The 23,199-nt window shown below is 64.9% G+C and carries 23 protein-coding genes and 1 pseudogene; 16 read left to right on the top strand and 8 right to left on the bottom strand.

The window, feature by feature from the left end; genetic code table 11:
• Positions 1-186: 186 nt before the first annotated feature.
• Entirely contained in the window at positions 187-855 is a 669-nt protein-coding gene (locus tag IQ16_RS33630; RefSeq protein WP_018641727.1) for an FMN-binding negative transcriptional regulator, read from the top strand.
• Entirely contained in the window at positions 852-1,835 is a 984-nt protein-coding gene (gene argC / locus IQ16_RS33625; RefSeq protein ID WP_018641728.1) for an N-acetyl-gamma-glutamyl-phosphate reductase, read from the top strand. The genes IQ16_RS33630 and argC overlap by 4 nt, the downstream gene beginning before the upstream one ends.
• A gap of 113 nt (positions 1,836-1,948) precedes the next feature.
• On the opposite strand, the gene IQ16_RS33620 is transcribed toward argC, so the two are convergent.
• Together IQ16_RS33620 and IQ16_RS33615 are read right to left on the bottom strand one after the other, a co-directional pair.
• On the bottom strand, positions 1,949-2,347 hold the full coding sequence (locus IQ16_RS33620) for an MAPEG family protein (RefSeq protein WP_018641729.1): 399 nt from the start codon (positions 2,345-2,347) through the stop codon (positions 1,949-1,951).
• Between the two features lie 64 nt (positions 2,348-2,411).
• Positions 2,412-4,235 carry a PHA/PHB synthase family protein gene (locus IQ16_RS33615; RefSeq protein ID WP_018641730.1) on the bottom strand — a complete coding sequence of 608 codons (1,824 nt, stop codon included), beginning with the start codon at positions 4,233-4,235 and terminating at the stop codon, positions 2,412-2,414.
• Here IQ16_RS33615 and IQ16_RS33610 point away from each other — a divergent pair.
• The 9 genes and pseudogenes from IQ16_RS33610 to IQ16_RS33575 all read left to right on the top strand — a co-directional run.
• Positions 4,234-4,422 (top strand): hypothetical protein, encoded by a 189-nt coding sequence (locus IQ16_RS33610; protein ID WP_145831987.1) that lies wholly within the window; start codon positions 4,234-4,236, stop codon positions 4,420-4,422. The genes IQ16_RS33615 and IQ16_RS33610 overlap by 2 nt on opposite strands.
• 65 nt (positions 4,423-4,487) lie before the next feature.
• Complete coding sequence (locus IQ16_RS33605) at positions 4,488-4,763, top strand: hypothetical protein (RefSeq protein ID WP_026311798.1); 276 nt, start codon at positions 4,488-4,490, stop codon at positions 4,761-4,763.
• Between the two features lie 214 nt (positions 4,764-4,977).
• Positions 4,978-6,198: an LL-diaminopimelate aminotransferase gene (locus IQ16_RS33600; protein WP_026311799.1), complete on the top strand. Its 1,221-nt coding sequence runs from the start codon at positions 4,978-4,980 to the stop codon at positions 6,196-6,198.
• A gap of 29 nt (positions 6,199-6,227) precedes the next feature.
• Complete coding sequence (locus IQ16_RS33595) at positions 6,228-7,544, top strand: homoserine dehydrogenase (protein ID WP_018641733.1); 1,317 nt, start codon at positions 6,228-6,230, stop codon at positions 7,542-7,544.
• Between the two features lie 81 nt (positions 7,545-7,625).
• A complete protein-coding gene (gene glpX / locus IQ16_RS33590) occupies positions 7,626-8,627 on the top strand; it encodes a class II fructose-bisphosphatase (protein ID WP_018641734.1) in 1,002 nt (333 codons plus the stop codon).
• Between the two features lie 139 nt (positions 8,628-8,766).
• The gene (locus tag IQ16_RS33585) at positions 8,767-9,486 is read left to right on the top strand and encodes a haloacid dehalogenase type II (RefSeq protein ID WP_026311800.1); all 720 of its coding nucleotides are present in this window, start codon (positions 8,767-8,769) and stop codon (positions 9,484-9,486) included.
• 33 nt (positions 9,487-9,519) lie between these two features.
• Positions 9,520-9,858: a hypothetical protein gene (locus tag IQ16_RS46760; RefSeq protein WP_244635978.1), complete on the top strand. Its 339-nt coding sequence runs from the start codon at positions 9,520-9,522 to the stop codon at positions 9,856-9,858.
• Between the two features lie 28 nt (positions 9,859-9,886).
• Positions 9,887-10,069 (top strand): hypothetical protein, encoded by a 183-nt coding sequence (locus IQ16_RS46755; RefSeq protein ID WP_244635976.1) that lies wholly within the window; start codon positions 9,887-9,889, stop codon positions 10,067-10,069.
• A gap of 372 nt (positions 10,070-10,441) precedes the next feature.
• Positions 10,442-10,596, top strand: a pseudogene (locus IQ16_RS33575) (sulfite exporter TauE/SafE family protein); the annotation flags it as partial.
• Here IQ16_RS33575 and IQ16_RS33570 read toward each other — a convergent pair.
• Entirely contained in the window at positions 10,584-11,246 is a 663-nt protein-coding gene (locus tag IQ16_RS33570; RefSeq protein ID WP_018641737.1) for a TetR/AcrR family transcriptional regulator, read from the bottom strand. The pseudogene IQ16_RS33575 and the gene IQ16_RS33570 sit on opposite strands and share 13 nt — an antisense overlap.
• A gap of 184 nt (positions 11,247-11,430) precedes the next feature.
• On the opposite strand from IQ16_RS33570, the gene IQ16_RS33565 reads away from it, so the two are divergent.
• The gene (locus IQ16_RS33565) at positions 11,431-12,636 is read left to right on the top strand and encodes an efflux RND transporter periplasmic adaptor subunit (protein WP_035666081.1); all 1,206 of its coding nucleotides are present in this window, start codon (positions 11,431-11,433) and stop codon (positions 12,634-12,636) included.
• A gap of 5 nt (positions 12,637-12,641) precedes the next feature.
• On the top strand, positions 12,642-15,785 hold the full coding sequence (locus IQ16_RS33560) for an efflux RND transporter permease subunit (RefSeq protein WP_018641739.1): 3,144 nt from the start codon (positions 12,642-12,644) through the stop codon (positions 15,783-15,785).
• Positions 15,786-15,826: 41 nt separating this feature from the next.
• Here IQ16_RS33560 and IQ16_RS33555 read toward each other — a convergent pair whose 3' ends face one another.
• The 5 genes from IQ16_RS33555 to IQ16_RS33535 form a co-directional block, all read right to left on the bottom strand.
• Entirely contained in the window at positions 15,827-16,513 is a 687-nt protein-coding gene (locus tag IQ16_RS33555; RefSeq protein WP_145831986.1) for an alpha/beta fold hydrolase, read from the bottom strand.
• Positions 16,514-16,680: 167 nt separating this feature from the next.
• On the bottom strand, positions 16,681-17,103 hold the full coding sequence (locus IQ16_RS33550) for a cupin domain-containing protein (RefSeq protein ID WP_018641741.1): 423 nt from the start codon (positions 17,101-17,103) through the stop codon (positions 16,681-16,683).
• A 31-nt stretch (positions 17,104-17,134) separates the two neighbouring features.
• Positions 17,135-17,878: an SDR family oxidoreductase gene (locus tag IQ16_RS33545; protein WP_018641742.1), complete on the bottom strand. Its 744-nt coding sequence runs from the start codon at positions 17,876-17,878 to the stop codon at positions 17,135-17,137.
• Between the two features lie 249 nt (positions 17,879-18,127).
• Positions 18,128-19,099 carry an MBL fold metallo-hydrolase gene (locus tag IQ16_RS33540; RefSeq protein ID WP_026311801.1) on the bottom strand — a complete coding sequence of 324 codons (972 nt, stop codon included), beginning with the start codon at positions 19,097-19,099 and terminating at the stop codon, positions 18,128-18,130.
• A gap of 189 nt (positions 19,100-19,288) precedes the next feature.
• Positions 19,289-19,954: a GntR family transcriptional regulator gene (locus IQ16_RS33535; protein ID WP_026311802.1), complete on the bottom strand. Its 666-nt coding sequence runs from the start codon at positions 19,952-19,954 to the stop codon at positions 19,289-19,291.
• A gap of 119 nt (positions 19,955-20,073) precedes the next feature.
• On the opposite strand from IQ16_RS33535, the gene IQ16_RS33530 reads away from it, so the two are divergent.
• From IQ16_RS33530 to IQ16_RS33520, 3 genes are read left to right on the top strand one after another with little or no spacing between them, the layout of a single operon-like run.
• A complete protein-coding gene (locus tag IQ16_RS33530) occupies positions 20,074-20,868 on the top strand; it encodes an enoyl-CoA hydratase/isomerase family protein (protein ID WP_018641744.1) in 795 nt (264 codons plus the stop codon).
• A 10-nt stretch (positions 20,869-20,878) separates the two neighbouring features.
• Entirely contained in the window at positions 20,879-22,132 is a 1,254-nt protein-coding gene (locus IQ16_RS33525; RefSeq protein WP_018641745.1) for a CaiB/BaiF CoA transferase family protein, read from the top strand.
• A 51-nt stretch (positions 22,133-22,183) separates the two neighbouring features.
• Complete coding sequence (locus tag IQ16_RS33520; protein WP_018641746.1) at positions 22,184-23,176, top strand: Bug family tripartite tricarboxylate transporter substrate binding protein; 993 nt, start codon at positions 22,184-22,186, stop codon at positions 23,174-23,176.
• Positions 23,177-23,199 lie beyond the last annotated feature (23 nt).

Below are 23,199 nucleotides of genomic sequence, written 5' to 3'. Positions count from 1 at the left end.
GCGCGCCATGATCAACGCCGCGACCATCCTGTTCGCCCGTCGCCGCCGCCGCACTTTAGCGGTTTGGGCGGTCGATCGCGTTTGAGATCATCGTCTTTGCCGCTGGATCCGATCCGCGGCATTCTCTCTCCTGTCAGCGCGATCTGATCCGGCGGCTCCCACAAGGAGGCCCAGCAGGAGACCACGATGTACACGCCACCCTTTTTCAAGCAGGACCGCGCCGCGAGCCTGAAATTCGCCGAGGAGCGCGGCTTCGGCACCATGTGCGCCTTCGACGGCAAGAGGCCGATCGCCTCGCCGTTGCCGTTCTATTTGACCTATGCGGCTGACGGCACGCCGCAGGCCGCCTTTCATGTCGCCCGTCACAATCCGCTGCTAAAGCTGGCGGACGGCGCGGCCGCCTGGATGCTCGCGGTCAACGGCCCCGATGCCTATGTATCGCCGGACTGGTACGTCTCGCCGGATCAGGTCCCGACCTGGCTCTACCAGTCGGTGCACCTGAGCGGGCCAGTACGGCCGTTGTCGGATGAGGAGCTCGCGGTGCAGGTCGACACGCTCAGCGACAAGTTCGAGAATTGGCTGCTGCCGAAGAAGCCCTGGACCTCGGGCAAGATGACGGCGGGCCGGCTGGAAGCGATGAAGAAGGGAATCGTGGGTCTGGTCATGACGGTCGACGAGATCGAGGGCAGCTTCAAGCTCAACCAGCACAAGTCCGACGCCGACTATACGGCGATCGCCAATGCGCTCGGCGCGCAGCCCGCGGCCGACGCCAGGAAAATCGCGCAACTGATGCAGGACGTGAGGCCGGAAGCCTTTGCGGCCGAGACCAACAAGCTCGAAAGGAGCGTTCCATGAGCCTCACGGAAACCACGAAAACCCCGACCACCGGCGCGGCCAAGAAGCCCGCCACCGTCTTTGTCGACGGTGGCTCCGGCACCACCGGGCTCGGTATCAACGAGCGGCTGAAGCTCCAGAGCGACGTCGCGGTGAAGACCATCGCCGACGACAAGCGCAAGGATCCCGCCGCCAAGAAGGCGCTGATGGAGGAGGTGGATCTCGTCATCCTCTGCCTGCCCGACGATGCCGCCAGGGAAACGGTGGCGCTGGTCGACAGCATGGGTTCTTCGGGGCCGAAGGTGCTGGACGCCTCGACCGCCTACCGGGTCGCACCCGACTGGGCCTATGGCTTTCCGGAGCTGACGGCGGACCAGGCCGGCAAGATCAAGGCCGCGAAGAAGGTGTCCAATCCTGGCTGCTATCCGACCGGCGGCATTGCACTGCTGCGGCCGATCGTCGATGCCGGCCTGTTGCCCCCGGATTATCCCGTCACCGTCAACGCGGTGAGCGGCTATTCCGGCGGCGGCAAGTCGATGATCGCGAGTTTTGAAGACGGCAGCGCGCCGTCCTTCGAGCTCTACGGTCTCGGCTTCGAGCACAAGCACCTGCCGGAGCTTCAGCTCTATTCGAACCTGACGCGGCGGCCGATCTTCATTCCCTCGGTCGGCAACTACCGGCAGGGCATGCTGGTCTCGGTGCCGCTCCAGCTCGACACGCTGCCGGGCAAGCCTGGCGGTGCCGACCTTCAGGCCGCGCTGGCCAAGCGGTATGCCGGCTCGAAATACGTCAAGGTGATGCCGCTGCAGAACGAGGCGACCAAGGGCGGCCGGCTCGAGCCGGAGGCGCTCAACGAGACCAACATGCTCGAGCTCTACGTCTTTGCCAGCGACAAATATCACCAGGCCCTGCTGGTCGCGCGGCTGGACAATCTCGGCAAGGGCGCCTCGGGCGCGGCCGTGCAGAACTTGCGGCTGATGCTGGGACTGCCGGAGGAGTAGGGAAGGCCTCTATCCTCCGTCATTGCGAGCGAAGCGAAGCAATCCAGAACTTCCACCGTGGAGATAGTCTGGATTGTTTCGTCGCAAGGGCTCGCAATGACGTGGAAAGTGCTTCAAACCACCTTGAAGATCGCCAGCGCCAGCACGGCCTGCGCGAGGAAGCCGACGGTGAAGGCGAGGGTGCGGAACACCGGCAGGCCGAGCGCGTACACGATCAGATGGGCGACGCGGGCCCAGAAATAGACGGCGCAGGCGAGCACGGTCCATGTCGTGGAATAGTCGATCGCATTCAGGATCAGCACCAGCGGCGCGAAGATCACGAGGTTCTCGACCGCGTTGTCATGCGCGAACATCAGCCGGTTCGCCCATTCGGCTTGCGGCTTGTCGCCGCGCGACGGATTGGCCATGGCTCCGGAAAGGCCACGAACCTGGCAGCGATTGATGATGTAGGGAACCCAGAGGATCCCGGTCAGGATCACCGTCAGTGTCAGCCAGAACAATTCGCGCGTCATAGTCCGGTCCCCTCTGTCGTCGCCATGCTGCGAGCGAGTCTATACAAGAGCGCGGCAGAGTCCGCTATGCGCGAACCCTGACATAGCTGCCGGGCGCGTCCTCGATCGGGGGCAGCGCCTCGCTGCCGACCACGCGCGCCGGGACTTCCTCGGGATCGAGGCTGCCCAGCCATTCGCGCCAGTCCGGCCACCACGAGCCCTTGTGCTCGACCGCGCCCTTCATCCAGTCCGCGACCGTGACGTCCTTGATGTTGTCGTTGGTCCAGTACTGGTACTTGTTCGAGGCGGGCGGATTGACCACGCCCGCGATGTGGCCCGAGCCGGACAGCACATACTTCACAGGCCCGCCGAAGAATTGCGAGCCGTACAGCACCGACTCGGCCGGAGCGATATGATCCTCGCGGGTGGCGAGGTTGTAGACGGGCACCTTGACCTTGGAGAGATCGAGCAGGGTGTTGTCGAGCACCATCGTGCCGGTCGAGAGCCGGTTCTCCAGATAGCAGTTGCGCAGGTAGTAGGAATGGTTCGCCTGCGTCATCCGCGTCGCATCGGAATTCCAATGCAACAGGTCGAACGCGCTCGGCTGCTGGCCCTTCAGATAGTTGCTGACGACATAGGACCAGATCAGGTCGTTGGAGCGCAGCATGTTGAAGGCCATCGCCATCTTCGAGCCTTCGAGCACGCCGGCCGCCTTCATGTCGTGCTCGAGCGCGGCGATCTGCTCCTCGTCGACGAAGACAAGGAGATCGCCCGCATGGGTGAAGTCGACCTGCGCCGCGAAGAACGTCGCCGAGCTCACGCGCTGGCGGCGCTTCTCGGCGAGCCAGGCCAGCGTGGTCGCGAGCATGGTGCCGCCGACGCAATAGCCGGCGGTGTGGACCTTCATCTCGCCGGTGACCTTCTCGATCACGTCCATCGCCGTGAGCGGGCCTTCCTTCATGTAGTCTTCCCAGCTCTTTTTGCCGAGCCGCTTGTCGGGATTGACCCATGAGATCACGAACACGGTGATGCCCTGGTCGACGCACCACTTGATGTAGGATTTCTCCGGCTTGAGATCGAGGATGTAGAACTTGTTGATCCAGGGCGGCACGATCAGGAGCGGGGTGCGCAGCACCGTCTCCGTGGTCGGCGAGTACTGGATCAGCTGCATCATCTCGTTCTGGTAGATCACCTTGCCCGGCGTCGTCGCCATGTTGACGCCCACGACGAGATTGTCCGGATTGGACTGGCGGATCTTCAGCATGCCCTTGCCGGCCGAGATGTCCTCGGCCAGCATCTTCAGGCCGCGCGCCAGGTTGCCGCCGCTGCTCGCCATCGTCTCGCGCAGCACTTCCGGATTGGTCAGCACGAAGTTCGAGGGCGAGATCGCGTTGGCGACCTGCTGGACGTAGAACTCCGCCTTGCGGCGGGTGTGCGCGTCGAGGCCGTCGGCGTCGCGCACCAGCTCCTGCGCCCATTTCGTCGTGAGCAGGTAGAGCTGCATCACGAAATCGAAGAACTGGTTCGACTTCCATTCCGGATCGGCGAAGCGCTTGTCGCGCGGCGAGGGCGCGATCGCCGGCTCGGCGTTCTGGCCGGCCATGCGGCGCGCTGCCGAGCCCCAGAGGTCGAGATAGTCCTTGGCGAGCTTGGTCTGCAGATCGGACGAGCGCGAAGAGTCCGACAGCCAGTATTCGGCGACCGCGGTGAAGGTCTTGACCATCTCGGTGAGCTCGGGCGGCGGGCGGTCCTGCACCTCGCCGCTCTCGCGCGGCTTGAGGTAGGCGGCCAGCGCCTTGCCACCGCTTTCCATCGCCTGCGCGACGTTCATCGCGAAGGCTTCCGCATCGAACTTCGTCTCGGACTGGTTTGCCCCGGAGCTGGGCTTGTCGGTCGTGGCGGTACTCATGGCCAGAACAGTAACGATTCATTCCGTATTCGTCACCGCGAAGCTCGCAGGTTTGGCGTTAAACACGCGCGAAGATGTGCTGCACTGCGACAAGTTTTCCTGGTTCCGTCATAATCAGGCCGCACCGCTCGGCTTGGTAGTGCCGGGCTGTTTTCTCGCTCGCACCATTTGGGCAGCAATGGTTTGAGCTTGGGCGCGGTGTCGGGTAGGCTTATCCGGGGCCGTGCTTTGGGACGAGTAGGGGATTCCCAAGTGTTGGCGTTAAGGGACCTGCAAAAGACGCTGCCGATCCGCGGCGCGCTGCTGATGGTGGCGCTCGCCCTGGGCGGCTGCTCGAGCCAGCTCGCCGATCTCACGCCTGCGGATGCGCAGGCACATCCAAAGGAGCCCGGCAGCTATTTGCCGGTGCACGATCTGCCGCCCGATCGCGATCAGGCGATCATCCCGCCGGATCAGCGCGCCAAGATCGAGGCGGAGCTTGCCGCGGCGCGCGACCGCCAGGCCGTTGCCGCCAAAGACGCCAAATGAGGCAGTGCAAGGTAATCGCTGGCGCCCCCGCCTTGCCGTGCTAAAAGACCTGAGTTCAGCCGAGAGTCAGGGCGAACGACTTCAGCTTCCGCCGTCGAAAATTGCTCTAAGTATCTGATTTTGAGCCATTTAACGGCCGGGCCGGGCGCTTTTGCGATCGGCGCTCGTGGCCAGTCGATTCTGTCCTGACCGGTTGCCCGGAGCCCAGAGAGCCATGGAAGAATTTTACCGCATCCGCCGCCTTCCGCCTTACGTGTTCGAGCAGGTCAACCGGGCCAAGGCGGCCGCGCGGAATGCCGGCGCCGACATCATCGACCTCGGCATGGGCAATCCGGACCTGCCGGCGCCGCCGCATGTGCTGGAGAAGCTCAAGGAGACTCTCGGCAAGCCGCGCACCGACCGCTATTCGGCCTCCCGCGGCATCCCCGGCCTGCGCAGGGCCCAGGCCGCCTATTACGCCCGCCGCTTCGGCGTGAAGCTCAATCCCGACACCCAGGTGGTGGCGACGCTCGGCTCCAAGGAGGGCTTTGCCAACGTGGCGCAGGCGATCACCGCGCCCGGCGACGTCATCCTCTGTCCGAACCCGAGCTACCCGATTCACGCCTTCGGCTTCTTGATGGCGGGCGGAGTGATCCGCTCCGTGCCCTCGGAGCCGACGCCGCAATTCTTCGAGGCGGTGGAGCGGGCGATCGTGCATTCGATCCCGAAGCCGCTGGCGCTGGTGGTCTGCTATCCCTCCAACCCGACCGCCTATGTCGCGAGCCTCGACTTCTACAAGGACCTCGTCGCCTTCGCGAAGAAGCACGAGATCCTGATCCTGTCCGATCTCGCCTATGCCGAGGTCTATTTCGACGAGAACAACCCGCCGCCCTCGGTGCTCCAGGTGCCGGGCGCGATGGACGTCACCGTCGAGTTCACCTCGATGTCGAAGACCTACTCGATGGCCGGCTGGCGCATGGGCTTTGCGGTCGGCAATGAGCGCGTGATCGCAGCGCTTGCCCGCGTCAAATCCTATCTCGACTACGGCGCCTTCACGCCGGTGCAGGTCGCTGCGACCGCGGCATTGAACGGCCCCGACGATTGCATCAAGGAGATGCGCGACACCTATCGCAAGCGCCGCGACGCGCTGGTGGAATCGTTCGGCCGCGCCGGCTGGGAGATTCCGCCGCCGGAGGCCTCGATGTTTGCCTGGGTGCCGCTGCCGGAAGCCTTCCGCAGCGTCGGCAGCATGCAGTTCGCGACCCTGATGGTGGAGAAATCCGGCGTCGCGGTGTCGCCCGGCGTCGGCTTCGGCGAGCACGGCGAAGGATATGTCCGCATCGCCATGGTGGAAAACGAGCAACGGATCAGGCAGGCCGCGCGCGGCGTGCGCCGCTTCCTTGAAAGCGGCATCGAAACGTTGCACAACGTCGTTCCGCTCGCCAACCGGCGCTAATTCTCTTCGACAGGTTTTCTGAAAGCATCATGGTCGCACCCCTGAAAGTGGGCATAGCGGGGCTCGGCACCGTGGGTGCCGAAGTCGTCCGTTTGATTGAAACGCAAGCGCGCGTGCTCGCGGGGCGCAGCGGCCGCGGTATTCGCGTCGTCGCCGTCACGGCGCGCTCGAAGGCCAAGAAGCGCACCATCGACCTGCGCGGCGTCGAATGGGCCAAGGATCCGCTTGCGCTCGCCACCCATCCCGAGGTCGACTGCTTCGTCGAGCTGATGGGCGGCGCCGGAGATCCTGCGCTCTCCGCGGTCGAGGCTGCGCTCAATGCCGGCAAGTCCGTCGTCACCGCCAACAAGGCGCTGCTCGCCAAGCACGGCATCAAGCTGGCGAAGTCCGCCGAAAAGCACGGCGGCGCGCTGAATTTCGAGGCAGCCGTCGGCGCCGCGATTCCCGTCATCAAAACGTTACGCGAGGGTCTTGCCGGAACCGGCATCAACCGCGTCTACGGCATCCTCAACGGCACCTGCAATTACATCCTGACCCGGATGGAGCAGGAGGGCCTCTCCTTTGCCGAGTGTCTGAAGGATGCACAGCGGCTCGGCTATGCCGAGGCCAATCCGTCCTTCGACGTCGACGGGCACGATACTGCGCAAAAACTCTCGATCCTCGCCAGCCTCGCGTTCGGCACGAAAGTTGCTCAAAGCGCGGTGTATGTCGAAGGTATCTCCTCCATCGCGCCGGAAGACCTGCGCGCCGCCGACGATCTCGGTTACCGGCTCAAGCTGCTCGGCGTTGCCGTTCGCACCGCCAAGGGCATCGAGCAGCGCGTGCATCCGACCATGGTTCCCAAATCCTCCTCGATCGCGCAGGTGATGGGTGTCACCAATGCGGTCACGATCGATGGCGAGGGCATTCCGCCGATCACGCTGGTCGGCCCTGGCGCCGGTGGTGCTGCGACGGCATCGGCCGTTGTCGCCGACATCGCCGATGTTGCGCGCGGCATCCGCGCCAATCCGTTCGGCCGACCGATCGCGCATCTGCGCGACACCAAGAAGGCGCCGATGGAGCGGCATGAAGGTGGCTACTACATCCGCCTGCTGGCGCGCGATTTCCCGGGCACCGCGGCCGCGATCGCGACCCGGCTTGCAGAACAGAAGATTTCGATCGAGTCGATCGTGCAGCGCCATCCCAATGGCGGCGCTGCGTCCGCTGACGGCAAGGCGGTCCCCGTGCCCGTCATCCTGATCACCTATGCAACGCATGAGGATGCCGTGCGCCGCGCGCTCGCCGCCGTGCAGAAGGACAAGGTCATCAGCGGACGGCCGCAGGTCATAAGGATCGAGAAGAACTGACACGGTTCGAACGAACTGTTGGTGTTACGAGTTGATACGGACGGAGATTTCCGTCCCAAACGTCTTCGAAGGAGTTAGCCGATGTCGACCCATATTGAAGTCCCCCCGCACGCCTTGCTCGAGCGCATTCTCACGCTGGAGATCGTGCGGGTGACGGAGCGGGCGGCGGTGTCGTCGGCGCGACTGCGCGGGCACGGTAACGAGAAAGCGGCCGACCAGGCCGCGGTCGACGCCATGCGGCGCGAGCTGAACAAGCTGCCGATCCAGGGCACCATCGTGATCGGCGAGGGTGAGCGCGACGAGGCGCCGATGCTCTATATCGGCGAGCAGGTCGGCCTCAAGGCCGGCCCGCAAGTCGACATCGCGGTCGACCCGCTCGAAGGCACCACGCTGTGCGCCAAGAACATGCCGGGCTCGATCGCCACCATGGCGATGGCCGACGGCGGCACGCTGCTGCACGCGCCCGACGTCTACATGGAGAAGCTCGCGATCGGTCCCGGTTACGACAAGGGTGTTGTCGAGATTGATGCCTCGCCCGCCGACAACGTCCGCCGCCTCGCCAAGGCCAAGGGTGTCAAGCCTGATGGCATCACCGTTCTCGTGCTCGACCGTCCGCGCCATGCCGGCATCATCGAGAGCGTGCGCTCGACCGGCGCTGCCGTGCGCCTCATCACCGACGGCGACGTCGCCGGCGTGATCCACTGCGCCGACCCCGACAACACCGGCGTTGACATGTATCTCGGCACCGGCGGTGCGCCGGAAGGCGTGCTCGCTGCCGTGGCGCTGCGCTGCATCGGCGGCCAGATGCAGTGCCGCCTGATCCTCGATTCCGAGGAGAAGCGCGAGCGTGCCGCCAAGATGGGCGTCAACGATCCTAAGATGATCTACGGCATCGAGGACATGGCGCGCGGCGACTGCCTGTTCGCCGCCACCGGCGTCACCACGGGCTCGCTGCTCTCGGGCGTCAAGTTCCGCAAAGACGGCGTGATCGAGACCGAGACGGTGGTGATGCGCTCCGTCACCGGCACCGTGCGCTACATCAAGGCCGAGCACCGCGAGCTCGCGAAGTTCCACCTGGACTAAGCAATGCAATAACAGCAGCCGTCATTCCGGGGCGACGCGTAGCGTCGAGCCCGGAATCGATAACCACCAGCCGGGGTTATGGATTCCGGGCCTGCGCCTCACGGCGCATCCCGGAATGACGAGCGTGGAGGAAGCGCACATGTCCGACCTTTCCGCCGTCAAAGCCCTCGTCTTCGACGTCTTCGGCACGGTCGTGGACTGGCGCACCAGCCTGATCACCGACTTCATGTGGTGGGCGAAGGGCCGCGGCATCAGCGCCGACTGGACCGCTCTGGTCGACGGCTGGCGCGGCATGTATGTCGCGTCGATGGACGACGTGCGCAAACATCCCGAGCGCGGCTATGTCATGCTCGACGATCTGCACCGCCGCTCGCTGGAAAAGCTGGTCGAGAAGTTCGAGATCAGGGGCCTCACCGAGGCCGACCTCGATCACCTCACCAGGGGCTGGCACCGCCTCAATCCGTGGCCCGACAGCGTCGCCGGTCTGACCCGGTTGAAGACGAAATTCGTGATCTCGCCGCTGTCGAACGGCAACGTCGCGCTCCTCACCAACATGGCGAAGTTCGCTGGGCTCCCTTGGGACCTCATCATGTCGGCCGAGCTGTTCGAGCACTACAAGCCCGATCCCGAAACCTATCTCGGCGCCGCACGGCTGCTCAGCCTCAAGCCCGAAGAAGTGATGATGGTCGCCGCCCACAACGGCGATCTCGCCGCTGCGCAGAAGTACGGTCTGAAGACAGCGTTCGTGGCGCGTCCGACGGAGTACGGGCCGCTGCAGAAGGTCGATTTCGAGGCGACCGGCAACTGGGACATCGTCGCGAAGGACTTTGGCGGGATCGCCGACAGGCTGGGGTGCTAGGCGCGGTCCGGGCGTCTTGAAGAAGGTGACCGAATGAGCCGACCCGCCGCGATCACCGCCGCCGATGCGATCAGCACCTATATCCTGGCGAAGGATGGTAACCGTCCGCAGATGATGACGCGCGCTTTCGCTGACGATTGCGAGCTCGAAATGATCGTCAAGACCGACGCCATTTCGTTTCCAAGCGCGGCGAAGGGACTCGAGCAGGTGACCCAGGTGCTGGTTACTGGCTTCGGCGAGCAGTACGAAAACGTGCGCACATTTTGCCTGTCACGTCCCGGCGGACCATCTGCCGCACGTCCGTTGCGACTGGCTGGTCGGAATGTCGGCGAGGCAGGGCGGTGCCGTTCGCGTTGGTTGCGGACATTATGACTGGCATTTCGGGGCCGGCGATGGCCGCGTGGCGAAGCTGGTGATCGAGATCGAGGCCATGGTCCTGCTTCCCGCCGAGACCTCCGAGCCGGTCATGCGCTGGCTGGCGGCGTTACCATATCCATGGTGCGCGGGCGTCCAGGCCAGTGCGGCTGTTCCGGATATCGACGCGTTGCAGCCGATCGCGCGCTTCCTCGGCAGCCGGAACTGACCGCGCGACCAATCCTCTCAGAACGACGAGCGACGAACACTCACCTCCGGCCGGAGGCGAGGGCGCGTCGTGCTGCCGGCTGAAATTGCACCGAGAGCAATGTTATTATTGTACCGATATCAGGATCGGATCATATTCCGGGCAATGAGCAAATTGCACCGGGTCGCCGGTGCCAGCGGAGTGACGACGTTGCCACTGAGTTATCTCGATCTGTTTCTGGCATTCCTCGGATTGACCTTTGGACTGCCCTCTGTGCTGCCCGGTCTGTTTTTCCGAAACACGGACGGTCGGCCCCCGAGGTCGTAAGCAGCCGGCGGCCTGCTGGCGCCATTGTTCATCGCGATGGACCTGTTCGCACTGCGCTACTGGAAGATCGTCATGGCCGCGTGGCTGCTCGCCATTCCCTCAGGCGTCTGGCTCGGCTGGCGGCTGCACGGCAGCAGCAGATCTATCGGGCCTGCTACGGCCTGCTGGTCATTACCGCGCTGAAGCTGTTGTGGGACGGTGTGTCCGGCTATCTCGCCTGATCCTCGGCCGCACAGAACGTCGCAATGGCAAGGTCGATCCGGCGGTCCAGGACGCGGCGGTTGATCCGGAATTCGGTGTCGGTCAGCAGCCTGAAATGGTCGTGACCGAACACCATGCCGAACAGCATTTCGGAAATGAGGCGCAGCGGCACGCCCTCGAAACGGGGCTCGAGGCGGATCGTCTTGAGCAACTCGACGATATGCTCCGTGCCGCTCTCCATGATGACCTCGGCGAACATGCGCCCCAGCTCCGGCGAGGCCTGACGTTCGCCGATGATCAGGCGCTGCAGCGCGATCTCGCCCGGCGATAGCGCCACGTCCGCTGCCTCCCGGAGCATGTTTCGGAGCCGGGTCACCGGCGATCCTTCCGCAGGGGTGTCGGCGTAATCGGCTTCGGGCAGGCTGCGGAGCAGCATGGCGCGGAACAGCTCGGTCTTGCTCGCGAACAATTTGTAGAGCGTCTTCTTCGACATTCCGGCGGCGCCGGCTATGTCGTCCATCGTCGTCGCGGCAAAGCCCTTGCTGGTGAAGGTGTCCTTCGCCGCCGCCAGCAAATGCGCCAGGCGCGCATCGGGCGCGGGAAGGGCGACGTCCCGTTCGGGGGGCGGACTGCCGCCGGCTTGTCGGCGGCTGACGGATTTCCTCGCCATGCAAAACCTGTCGTTCAGTTGGGGGCGGTTCACGACTGCTTGAGCGGACGCATCGGGGCAGCCTAGCACTTGACTTCGGAGAAGGAAACTCCCAAGTTTCCTGATGGAAACTACATAGTTTCCAGATGTGTCAATGTAAATGGCCTCCCGGGAGGCCCGCAACCTCAGCCCATGGATCGTCATCATGCGTCCCCCGATCGTTCGCGCTGTTCCGTTACTCGCTCTGCTGTCGCTCGCAGCCTGCGGCGAGCAGAGCCAGCAAGCGGGACCACGACAGATGGTGCCGGAGGTCGGCGTGCTGACCTTGAAGCCGCAGGAGGCGAAGATCTCGACGGTCCTGCCGGGGCGGGTCGTCGCCTACCAGGTCTCCGAGGTCCGGCCGCAGGTCACCGGCATCCTGCTCAAGCGCGATTTCGTGGAGGGCGCCGAGGTGAAGGAAGGCGATCTGCTCTATGAGATCGACCCCGTTCAGTACAAGGCCGCGCTGGCGAGCTCCGAGGCCGCGGTACAGCGGGCCGAGGCGACGCTGGTCAGCGTCAAGCTGAAGGCTGCGCGCAAGACCCAGCTTCTGCAGACCAATGCGGCGAGCCAGCAGGACGTCGACGATGCCGTTTCCGCCTACAAGCAGGGCGATGCCGACGTGAAGGCGGCCGAAGCCAACCGCGAGACCGCCGCGATCTCGCTCGACCGCACCAAGGTCACCGCCTCGATCTCGGGCCGGATCGGCAAATCGTCGATCACGCCCGGCGCGCTGGTCACCGCAAGCCAGGCGACCGCCATGACGACGATCCAGCAGCTCGACCCCGTCTACGTCGACCTCGACCAGTCGACCTCGGAGATGGAGCGGCTGCGCAACCAGATCGCGAGCGGAACGCTCAAGCGCCCGGCCGACGGCGTGCAGGTCGAATTGCTGATGGAGAGCGGCAAGACCTACGGCCACAAGGGCAAATACGGCTTCACCGATGCGAGCGTCAACGAGAGCACCGGCTCGGTCTCCTCGCGCGCGATCTTCGCCAACCCGGAGCGGGCGCTGCTGCCGGGCATGTATGTACGCGCGCGCGTCGTCGCCGGCGTCGATCCGAACGCGATCCTGGTGCCGCAGCGGGCGGTCTCGCGCAATCCGCTGGGGCAGGCGGTGGCGATGTTCGTCGACAAGGACGGCAAGATCGAGCAGCGCACGCTGGATCTCGGCGAGGACGTCGACGGCAATTGGTTGGTGCGATCAGGCGCCAAGCCGGGTGATCGCCTCGTCGTCGACGGAACGCAGAAGGCCCGTCCCGGCGCACCCGTGAAGACGGTGGAGGTCGCGGTCGATCCGGCAACCGGTCTCACGGTGAACCCGACGCGGCAGGCCGGTGCGCGGCCCGCACCCGCCACAACCGAGCAGTAATCGTCATGTCGCATTTCTTCATCAAACGGCCGATCTTCGCCTGGGTCATCGCCATCCTGATCATGCTGGGCGGCGTTCTTGCGATCATGCGGCTGCCGATCGCGCAATACCCGCAGATCGCGCCGACCGTGGTCACGATCACGGCGACCTATCCCGGCGCCAATGCGGAGACGGCCGAGAACTCGGTGACCAAGGTCATCGAGCAGAACATGACGGGCCTCGACTATCTCCAATACATGTCGTCGTCGAGCACCTCGACCGGCGTCGTGCAGATCTCGCTGACCTTCACCAACGAGGCCGACGCCGACATCGCCCAGGTGCAGGTGCAGAACAAGCTCCAGCTCGCAACCCCCTTGCTGCCGCAGGTCGTGCAGCAGCAGGGCATCAAGGTGGTGAAGTCGTCGGCGAGCTTTTTGATGGTGCTCGGCTTCGTCTCCGAGGACGGAAGGCTCGCCGCCAGCGACATCGCCGATTACGTGGCCTCGTCGGTCAATGATCCCATCAGCCGCGTCGCCGGCGTCGGCCAGGTCACGCTGTTCGGTGCCGAATACGCCATGCGCATCTGGCTCGATCCCGACAAGCTGACCAAGTACAATCTGATGCCGGGCGACGTGATCGCGGCGATCCAGACCCAGAACACACAGGTCACGGCCGGCCAGCTCGGCGGACTGCCGTCGGTCGGCGGCCAGCAGCTCAATGCTACCATCACCTCGCAGAGCCGCCTGCAGACGGTCGAGCAGTTCAAGGACATCATCCTGCGCACCGCGACATCGGGCCAGACGGTCCGCATCGGCGACGTCGCGCGTGTCGAGCTCGGCTCGAAGTCCTACGATTCCGCCGCGCGCTACAACGGCAAGCCGGCCGCCGGCATGGGCATCAGCCTTGCGACCGGCGCCAATGCGGTCGCGACCTCGGAAGCGGTGAAGGCGCGCGTGGCCCAGCTAGGTGCCACCATGCCGGAGGGGCTCCGCGTCGTCTATCCCTACGACACCACGCCGTTCGTCAAGCTGTCGATCGAGAAAGTGATCCACACGCTGTTCGAGGCCATCGCGCTCGTCTTCGTCGTGATGTTCGTATTCCTGCAAAGCTGGCGCGCCACCATCATTCCGACCATCGCGGTGCCGGTGGTGCTGCTCGGCACGTTCGGCGTGCTCTCGCTCGCGGGCTATTCCATCAACACGCTGACGATGTTCGCGATGGTGCTGGCGATCGGCCTTCTGGTCGACGACGCCATCGTCGTGGTCGAGAACGTCGAGCGCGTCATGGTCGAGGAGCATCTCTCTCCGCGCGAGGCGACCGAGAAATCCATGCGCGAGATCACCGGCGCGCTGGTCGGGATCGGCGTCGTGCTTTCGGCGGTGTTCATCCCGATGGCGTTCTTCAACGGCTCGGTCGGCATCATCTACCGGCAGTTCGCGTTGACCATCGTCACGGCGATGCTGCTCTCGGTGCTGGTGGCGCTGGTGCTGACGCCGGCCTTGTGCGCGACCATCCTGAAGCCGCCGAAGCATCACGGCACGCAAGCCGGCTTCTTCGGCCTGTTCAACCGCGGCTTTGACCGCATGGCGGACGGCTATCAGCGCACTGCAGGCGCCGCGATCAGGCGCATCGCCGGCGTGATCATCGCCTTCGTCGCGATCGTCGCCGCCATGGTCGTCCTGTTTCAGCGGCTGCCGAGCTCGTTCCTGCCCGAGGAGGATCAGGGCACGATCATGACCCTGATCCAGCTTCCGGTCGGCGCGACTTCGGCGCGCACGCTCGACGTGATCAAGCAGGTCGAGCATCAGTACCTCGACAACGAGAAGGATGCGGTGGAGGGCGTGTTCGCGGTCAGCGGTTTCAGCTTCGCCGGGCAGGGGCAGAATGTCGGCCTCGCCTTCGTCAGCCTGAAGCCGTTCGACGAGCGCGAGCATCCGGGGACGTCGGCGCAGGCCGTGGTGGGCCGCGCCATGGGCGCGTTCATGAAGATCCGCGACGCCATGGTGTTCGCGGTGCTGCCGCCGTCGATCCCCGGCTTCGGCAATGCCGGCGGCTTCGACCTCTACCTCCAGGACACCGGCGGTAATGGTCACGAGGCGCTGATCAAGGCGCGCAACCAGCTGCTCGGCCAGCTCGCGGCGGACCCGCGCGTGGCGCAGGCGCGGCCGAACGGCCAGGACGACACGCCGCAATTCAACCTCGACGTCGACCAGGCCAAGGCCACCGCGCTCGGCGTGAGCCTCAGCGACCTCAACACCACGCTGTCGGCGGCGTGGGGCGGCGCCTATGTCAACGACTTCATCGACCGCGGCCGCGTCAAGCAGGTCTATGTGCAGAGCGATGCGCCGTTCCGCATGGACACCAGCGACATCGGCCGCTGGTACGTCCGCAATGCCTCAGGCTCCATGGTGCCGTTCTCGGCGCTCGCCACCGATCGCTGGAGCTTCGGCTCGCCGCGCCTCGAGCGCTACAACGGCGTTGCCGCCGTCGAGCTGCAGGGCCAGGCCGGGCAGGGCATCAGCTCCGGCGTCGCGATGCAGGCGGTGGAGGAGCAGATCGCCAGGCTGCCGAAGGGCTACGGCCACGAATGGACCGGCTTGTCGTTCCAGGAGCGGCTGACCGGCAGCCAGACGCTGTATCTCTATTCGATCTCGCTGCTGATCGTCTTCCTCAGCCTCGCCGCGCTCTACGAGAGCTGGTCGGTGCCGTTCGCGGTGATGCTGACGGTGCCGATCGGCGTGCTCGGCGCGCTGGTGGGGGCGACGCTGTTTAGCCAAGCCAACGACGTCTATTTCCAGGTCGGCCTTTTGACCACGATCGGTCTCGCCTCCAAGAACGCGATCCTGATCGTCGAATTCGCGCTGGAGCAGATCGCGGCCGGCCGTAGCCTGGTCGAGGCGACGCTGCACGCCGCGCGCCAGCGCCTGCGCCCGATCCTGATGACATCGCTCGCCTTCATCCTCGGCGTGCTGCCGCTGGCGGTGGCGACGGGGGCCGGCTCCGCCAGCCAGAACGCGGTCGGCATCGGCGTTGCCGGCGGCATGATCGCGGCAACCGTGCTCGGCATCTTCTTCGTACCCGCGCTGTTCGTGCTGGTCCGCAGGATATTTCCGGGCAAGCAGACCGGTACCGCCGCAACGCCCGCTGCGGTCGCGGAGCCAGCGGAATAGATCACAGGCCCGGGTGACACGCGTCGCCGGGCCTGCCGATGTCAGCTCTTGGAGACCGCGCTCACGGCCTTGCGGATCACGTCCAGGACCACATCCGGCTTCGACAGCATGGGGACGTGGGACGAGGTGACTTCGGTCACCGTGGCGTTCATGCGCTTCGAGACGGAGCGCTGCAGGTCCGGGTGAACGGTCTGGTCCTGGGTCGCGAGGACATACCAGCTCGGCTTGGATTTCCACGCCGTGCCACCGACCTTCTGGTTGAAGAGGTCTGCCACCGGCGCTCCTTGAGTCGCATAGACCAGCTTCTGCTCGGCCTCGGGCAGATCTCCCGCGAAATATTTGAGGCCGCTTGGCTTGAGCCAGATGCGCCCCTGCGGCGCATCGAGATGGCTGAACACCTCCGTCGTCGGAAACTTGGCAAGCTGGCTCTGGGAGGTTTCGTCGGCATCGGGCGCGAGCGCGGCGATGTAGACCAGCGCGGCGACCCGCGGATCGGTTCCGGCGTGCGTGATCAGCGTGCCGCCGTAGGAGTGGCCGACGAGGACCACTGGCCCCGGAACGCGGCCAAGACATGCCGTCACGGCGGCAACGTCGGTTGCGAGTGAATCGAGGCCGTGCTGGCTCGCCATGACCTCATGGCGTTCGGCCTGCAACGTCGGAATCAGCTTGCCGAAGCACGATCCGTCAGCCCAGAGGCCGTGTGCGAAAACGATGCCGGGTTTGGTCATGATGGTCTCCATTGGCTGCTTGAGGGCGAGCGCATCTGCTCGTGGAACGCGAAGCAGGAGAGCTTTACGTCTAACGCGCCATCAATTCAGCCGACAGAGGACGGCAAGGATAATCGGGCGAATGCGAAATTGCACATCGAGCCCGTTTGGCGGCCCTGCAGCCGGCGCTACTTCGAGATCGGCGTCGTGAGCTCGGTGTCTGCCGTGTCCACCACGAACACGGCCAGCAGCTTCGCAGGCTCGGTGTCGCTGGCGTTGGAGCTGACGGCGTGGCGATCGCCGGGCTTCTCGAAAAAGTTCTCGCCCTTTTGATAGACTTTTGCGGGCTCGTCATTGACCTGGCTTCGGATCGCGCCCTCCAGCACCGTCGCATAGATGAACGCGGAGCGCGCGTGGATGTGGGCCGGTGAGAAGCCTCCGGGACCATATTCGACCAGCACGCCCTTCATGCTCTTGCCCGGAACATTCGGCAGAGCATGGTCGAACACCACGCTCACCTTGGCCGATTTCGCTGCCGGCTGCGTCTCGGCGGCCTGTGCCGGCAGGAAGACGACGGCGCACGCGGCCGTCGCGATCAACAGTCTGCGCATGGGATGTCCTTCGTTGCCGTGACCTGAATCCTCAGACCGTCGCCAGCCATGCTGCGAGTGGCGTCTTCCCAAGCCTGGCCTCGCCGAGCGGGACCAGCGAAGTGTCCTCGATGGGGGAGCCGTAATATCCGGCCTTGGCGTCGCCCACGACGGGGCGGCTGTCGCCCGCCGCCTTCAAACGGCGCGCAACGAACTCGTTGAAGGGCGCCTTTTCAGGTCCGGCGATATCGATCGTGCCGTTGAGCGGTTGCCCCGTCGCGACCTCTGCGAGACAAGCGGCCACGTCGTCGGATGCGATCGGCTGAAACGCCGCCGATGGAACGACGACCCGCCCGTCAGCCGCGCCGGTCTCGGCGATGGCACCGAGGAATTCGAAGAATTGCGTGGCGCGCACGATCGAGTAGGGCACTGACGATGCCTTGACGATGCTCTCCTGCGCGAGCTTGGCCCGGAAATAAGCGATGTCGGGCGAGCGATCGGTGCCGACGATCGACAGCGCGACGTGATGCTTGACGCCCGCCGCGGCCTCCGTCGTCGCGAGGTTCTTGCTCGACTGCTGAAAGAATTCGAGCACGGCGGCCGGCTCCCAGGACGGTGCGTTGGCGACGTCGACCACGACGTCAGCGCCGGCCAGCGCGGCCGCGAGACCTTCTCCGGTGACGGCATTCACGCCCGACTTCGGCGAGGCGGCCACGGCCTCGTGGCCCTGCTGCTTCAGCTTCGCTACGAGCTTGGATCCGATCAAACCGGTACCGCCGATCACGACGATCTTCATGGCATGTCTCCTCGGCATTTTCGACCGCGAGTGCGCCAGGGGCGTTCCCTCGCGGCGATGAATGATGCGAGCAGAGTCTTAGCCGAGCAATACGGCGGGCTCTTGCCTGGAACGGGCCTGCCTTGCCGAAAAATGCTCCAGATGTGTTCGGGGAGGGGAATGGGTCAGCGATCATTCCCCTCCGTCGCGCGCGCGGATCAGATAACGGCGCCCCGGCCGCGCACGGCGACCCGGGCGCGATGTCACTGGCTACAGCGTCATCTGCATCGGTTCGGGATAATAGTGGAATCCTTCACCGGCCTTGGCGACATGGCCGTAGCCGGGCCAGGCGAAGTGATAGGACATCACCGGCGTCTTGTTGGCCGCCAGCATGGTCAGCAGTTTCACGCGCGACTCCGCCGCCTGCTTCGGGTCGGTGTCGTAGGAGAATTCCATCCGCGGCCGCTCCAACAAGAGCACCGAATGGTGCGAGAGGTCGCCGAGGAAGGCGAACGACTTGCCGGCCGAGGAGACCATGAAGATGGTGTGACCGACGGTGTGACCGGGCGCCGCGATCGCCTGCACGCCGGGCAGGAATTCCTGACCGTCCTTGAAGAACACGATGCGGTCGCGCACCGGCAGCAGGTTCTTGCGCGCGTGCACGACGAAGTCCTTGGCCGCGCTCCCCATCTTGCCTTCGTCGGTCCAGAAGTCGAAATCGCTCTGGGAGATGTAGATCTGCGCGTTCGGAAACAGCGGCTTGCCGCCGTCGTCCACGATGCCGCCGATATGGTCGATATGCGCGTGCGAGCAGACTACCGCATCGATGTCCTCCGGCTTGATGCCGGCCTCCATCATGCTCTTCTGCTGCCGGCCAGTGGTGGCGCCGAACATCTTGGATGAGCCCATGCCGGTGTCGAACAGGATCAGCTTGTCGCCGGTGTTCACGATCGGTGAGTTCTGCTCGAGCACGACGTTGTCGGGCGACAGGAAATTGTCCGCCAGCATCTTCTTCACCTCTTCCTTGGGAACGCCGGTGAAGGTGCCGGAGGGATCGCCGAGCGGCAGCGGTCCGTCGGATACGACGGTCACTTCGGCATCGCCGAGAACGAAGCGGTGCCAGTAGGGCGTCTGGGTGCCGAGCTTGGGCGCGCGTGCGATCGCACTGCTGCCAAGAAGCGCGCTGGCACCAAGGCCGGCACCGAGCGCGAGCAGGGACCGACGCGAGACATCAAGTGTCATCCGTTCCTCCATTTTCTGTTTTGATCCGCGCGATTTTCGCGCGTGATGCGGCCTTAGGCCAGCAGTGCGATGCTGCGCTGGTTCAGACACGCTCGCAAGAGGAAACGGATTGGCGGTGATCGCAGGTGAGCAGGAAACAATCAATGATTGTGTCGCGATTGTGTCCGCTGAATCGACGCTGCAAAAAGCTTACGCGATCCGCAAGCCGAGGTCGTTTGCTTCGGTCTCGGCAAAGCCGGCCTGCAAGACCTCCTCGCGCTTGTGGCGCAGATGCGCACGCAGGATGTGGGAGAGGCCGGCGCCGTCGCGGCGCTGCAGCGCGTTCAGGATCGCCTCGTGCTCCTTCACGGCGAGCGCCCAGCGCTGCGGCGTCATCGGCGTGACGTAGCGCGCGCGGCGGATGCGCGCGGTCACGGAGGCATAGAGCCCCGCGAGAACGGGATTGTCGGCCGCGGCGACGATGGCCTCGTGAATGGCGCGGTTGCCGCGATAGTACTGGATCAGATCGCCCTCGCGATAATGCCGTACCATCTCGTCATGCGCGGCGGCGATCGCGCCGATCTCGGCGTCGCTGATGCGCTCGCAGGCGAGCTCGCCGGCGAGCGCTTCGAGGCCCTGGCAGACCTCGAACAGGTCGCGCATGTCCTTGTCGGTCAGCTTTGCCGCGCGCGAGCCGCGATGGGGCAGGAGCTGCACCAGACCTTCGGCGGCGAGCACCTTGAGCGCCTCGCGCAGCGGCGTGCGCGAGATCTCGAGCCGCTCGCACAGCTCGCGCTCGGGAATCCGCGCGCCCGGTGGGATCTCACCGTCGAGCAGGATGGCGCGGATGCGGCCGACGACCTCCTCGTGAAGCATGGGACGTGTGGCTCCAGTTTGAATTCAAAAATCCCGGAAAGCGTGAAAATTTGGAAGTTCCGGCTTGCTAATCGCAAATTTTGCATTCAAAAATGTAAAAAACAAGAGGACATGAGGAAATGGACCTGGCTGCGGAGGCGGACGACCTCGTTTTTGAATGCAACGACGGCATCGGGCGGATCACCTTCAACCGCCCGCAGGCGCGCAACGCCTTCACTTTCGCCATGTATGAGCGCCTCGCGGCGATCTGCGAGGAGGCCAACGGCGATCAATCGATCAAGGTGCTGGTGCTGCGCGGGGCTGGCGACAAAGCCTTCGCCTCCGGCACCGACATCAACCAGTTCCGCGAATTCAGGACGCCGCAGGACGCGATCGACTACGAGAACCGGATCGACCGTGTGCTCACGACGCTCGAGCAATGCCGGGTGCCGACCATCGCCGCGATCAACGGCTTCTGCACTGGCGGCGGCGCCGGCATCGCCGCGGCCTGCGACCTCCGCATCGGCACCAAAACAGCAAAAATCGGATTCCCCATCGCCCGGACGCTCGGCAATTGCCTGTCGATGTCCAATGTCAGCCGTCTCACCGCGCTGGTCGGTGCCGCCCGTGTCAAGGATCTCATCTTCACCGCGCGCCTGGTCGACGCCGCGGAGGCCGCGAGCGTCGGACTGCTCGGCGAGGTCGTCGACGACATCGCAGCGCTCGACAGGCGCACTGAGGAGGTCGCCCGGCTACTCGCCAGTCATGCGCCGCTGACGCTGAATGCGACCAAGCAGGCGGTCGCCCGCCTGCAACGGCGGCTGACCCCGGACGAGGGCGAAGACCTCATCCTGATGTGCTACACGAGCCAGGACTTTCGCGAAGGGCTCGATGCTTTCCTCAACAAGCGCGCGCCGCAATGGCGCGGGCAATAGGACGCCCCCGATGCAAAGTTCGCAATCCACCTCTCGCCGTTCGGGACCGCTGGCCGGCCTCAAGGTCGTCGATCTCACCCATGTGATGGCGGGGCCGACCTGCACCCTGATGCTCGCCGACATGGGCGCCGACGTCATCAAGATCGAGAAATCGCCCAACGGCGATGACACCCGTCATTCGGTGCCGCCGAAGATCGGCGAGGAGGCGGCCTCCTTCCTGATGATGAATCGCAACAAGCGCGGCATCGTGCTGGACCTCAAGACCGACGGCGGCAAACAGGTGCTGCGGCGCCTGATCGCGGATGCGGACGTGCTGGTCGAGAATTTCGCGCCCGGCGCCATGGAGCGCCTCGGCTTCGGCTACGAGGATCTGCACAAGCAGTATCCAAAGCTGATCTACTGCTCGCTGTCGGGCTTCGGCCGCACCGGCCCCTACAAGCACCGCAGGGGATTTGACCTCGTCGCGCAGGCGATGAGCGGCATCATGAGCTTTACCGGCGAGCGCCCGGATGGCCCGCCCGTCAAATGCGGCCCGCCGCTGTCCGACATCACCGCCGGTCTGCTCGCGAGCATGGGCATTTTGGCCGCCTACACCCATCGCCTCAAGACCGGCGAGGGGCAGTGGGTCGAGACCTCGCTTTACGAGGCCGCGCTGGTGCAGACCTATTGGCAATCCACCATCGCACTCGCCGCGGGTACCGCGCCGCGCGCGATGGGCTCGGCCCATCCGCTCAACGCGCCGTATCAGGCCTTCGAAGCTTCGGACGGCTGGCTCGTGGTCGGCGGCGCCAACAAGAAGCACTGGCTCTTGATGCTGGAAGCGCTCGGCGCGAGCGAGCTCGCCGCCGATCCGCGCTTCGTCAACGGTTCCGACCGCATGGCGAACCTGAAGGAGCTCGAAGCGGTCCTGAGCGAGCGCTTCCGCAACCAATCGCGGGCGCATTGGCTGGCGGCACTCGACGAGAGAGGCGTGCCGTGCGGCCCCGTCCACGACATGCTGGAGGCGCTCAGCGATCCGCAGACGCTGGCGCGCGAGATGGTGGTCGAGGTCGATCATTCCATGCTCGGCCCCGTGAAGACGATCGGGCTTCCCGTCAAGTTTTCGGAGACCCCAGGCAAAGTGCTGTCCGGCGCGCCGGTCTATGGTGAGCATACGCGCGAAGTGCTGGCCGAATACGGGTTCGACGAGGCACAAATCGAAGCGCTCGAAAAAGAAGGCGCCATCGTTTCGGCCCTGGAAAGACGCGAGGAACGCGTCGCCTGACCGGGCGTCGATACGACAAGAACAAAAGATAAAAATCAGCTGGAGGAAATCATGGGTCGGACGTCAACATTTCTGCTCTCCGCGGCCGCGACCGTGCTCGCCGGCACCATGCCGGCGCTCGCCGCCTGGCAACCGCAAAAGCCGATCGAGTTCGTCGCCACCGCCGGCCCCGGCGGCGGCACCGACAATCTCGCACGCGCGGTGCAGAACATCATCACCAAGCACAAGCTGACGGAGCAGCCGATCGTCGTCGTCAACAAGGGCGGTGGTAGCGGCGCCGAAGGCTATGTCTACGGCAAGGCCTCGGCGGGCGATCCCTACAAGGTCATCTTCGGCACGTCGAATGCCTGGCAGCAGCCGCTCGTCTCCAAGGTCGCCTTCAACTACACCGATCTCACCCCGATCGCGGCGATGGCGCAGGACGAGTTCCTGCTCTGGGTCAAGCAGGACGCGCCCTACAAGAACGCGGGCGACTATCTGAAGGCGGCCGCGGCGGGCGAGTTCAGGATGGGCGGTGCGCAGTCCAAGGACACCGACGAGGTGCTGACCCGCATGATCGAGAAGGCGGGTAAGGTCAAGCTGACCTACATCCCGTTCAAGAGCGGCGCCGAGACCGCCGTGCAGCTCGCCGGCGGACATCTCGACTCCCACGTCAACAATCCCAGCGAAAGCATCGGGCAATGGCGCGGCGGCACGCAGCGGCCGCTGTGCGTGTTCAGCCCCAAGCGGTTGCCGCAAGGGCCCAAGGTCACCGCGAGCGAAGGCTGGAGCGATGTTCCGACCTGCGTCGAGCAGGGCCTCGACATCAAGCAATATGAGCAGCCGCGCACCGTGTGGTTGCCCGGCAAGGTCACGCCGGACCAGGCCGCGTTCTACGTCGACCTGATGAAGAAGGTGCAGGCAACGCCGGAATGGAAGGACTACATCGAGAAGACCTCCCAGGTCGACACGTTCCTGACCGGCGCCGAGTTCGACAAGTTCATCAAGGAGGACCTCGAGCACGTCAAGCAGGTCGCGGGCGAGCAGGGCTGGCTCGTCAAGTGAGGCGGGGCTCGCGCCACAATCTC

The sequence above is a fragment of the Bradyrhizobium huanghuaihaiense genome, assembly GCF_007830635.1.
Lineage (GTDB): Bacteria > Pseudomonadota > Alphaproteobacteria > Rhizobiales > Xanthobacteraceae > Bradyrhizobium > Bradyrhizobium huanghuaihaiense.
The sequence above is the reverse complement of the archived record's forward strand: the minus strand, read 5'-3'. Positions and strand labels throughout refer to the sequence as shown.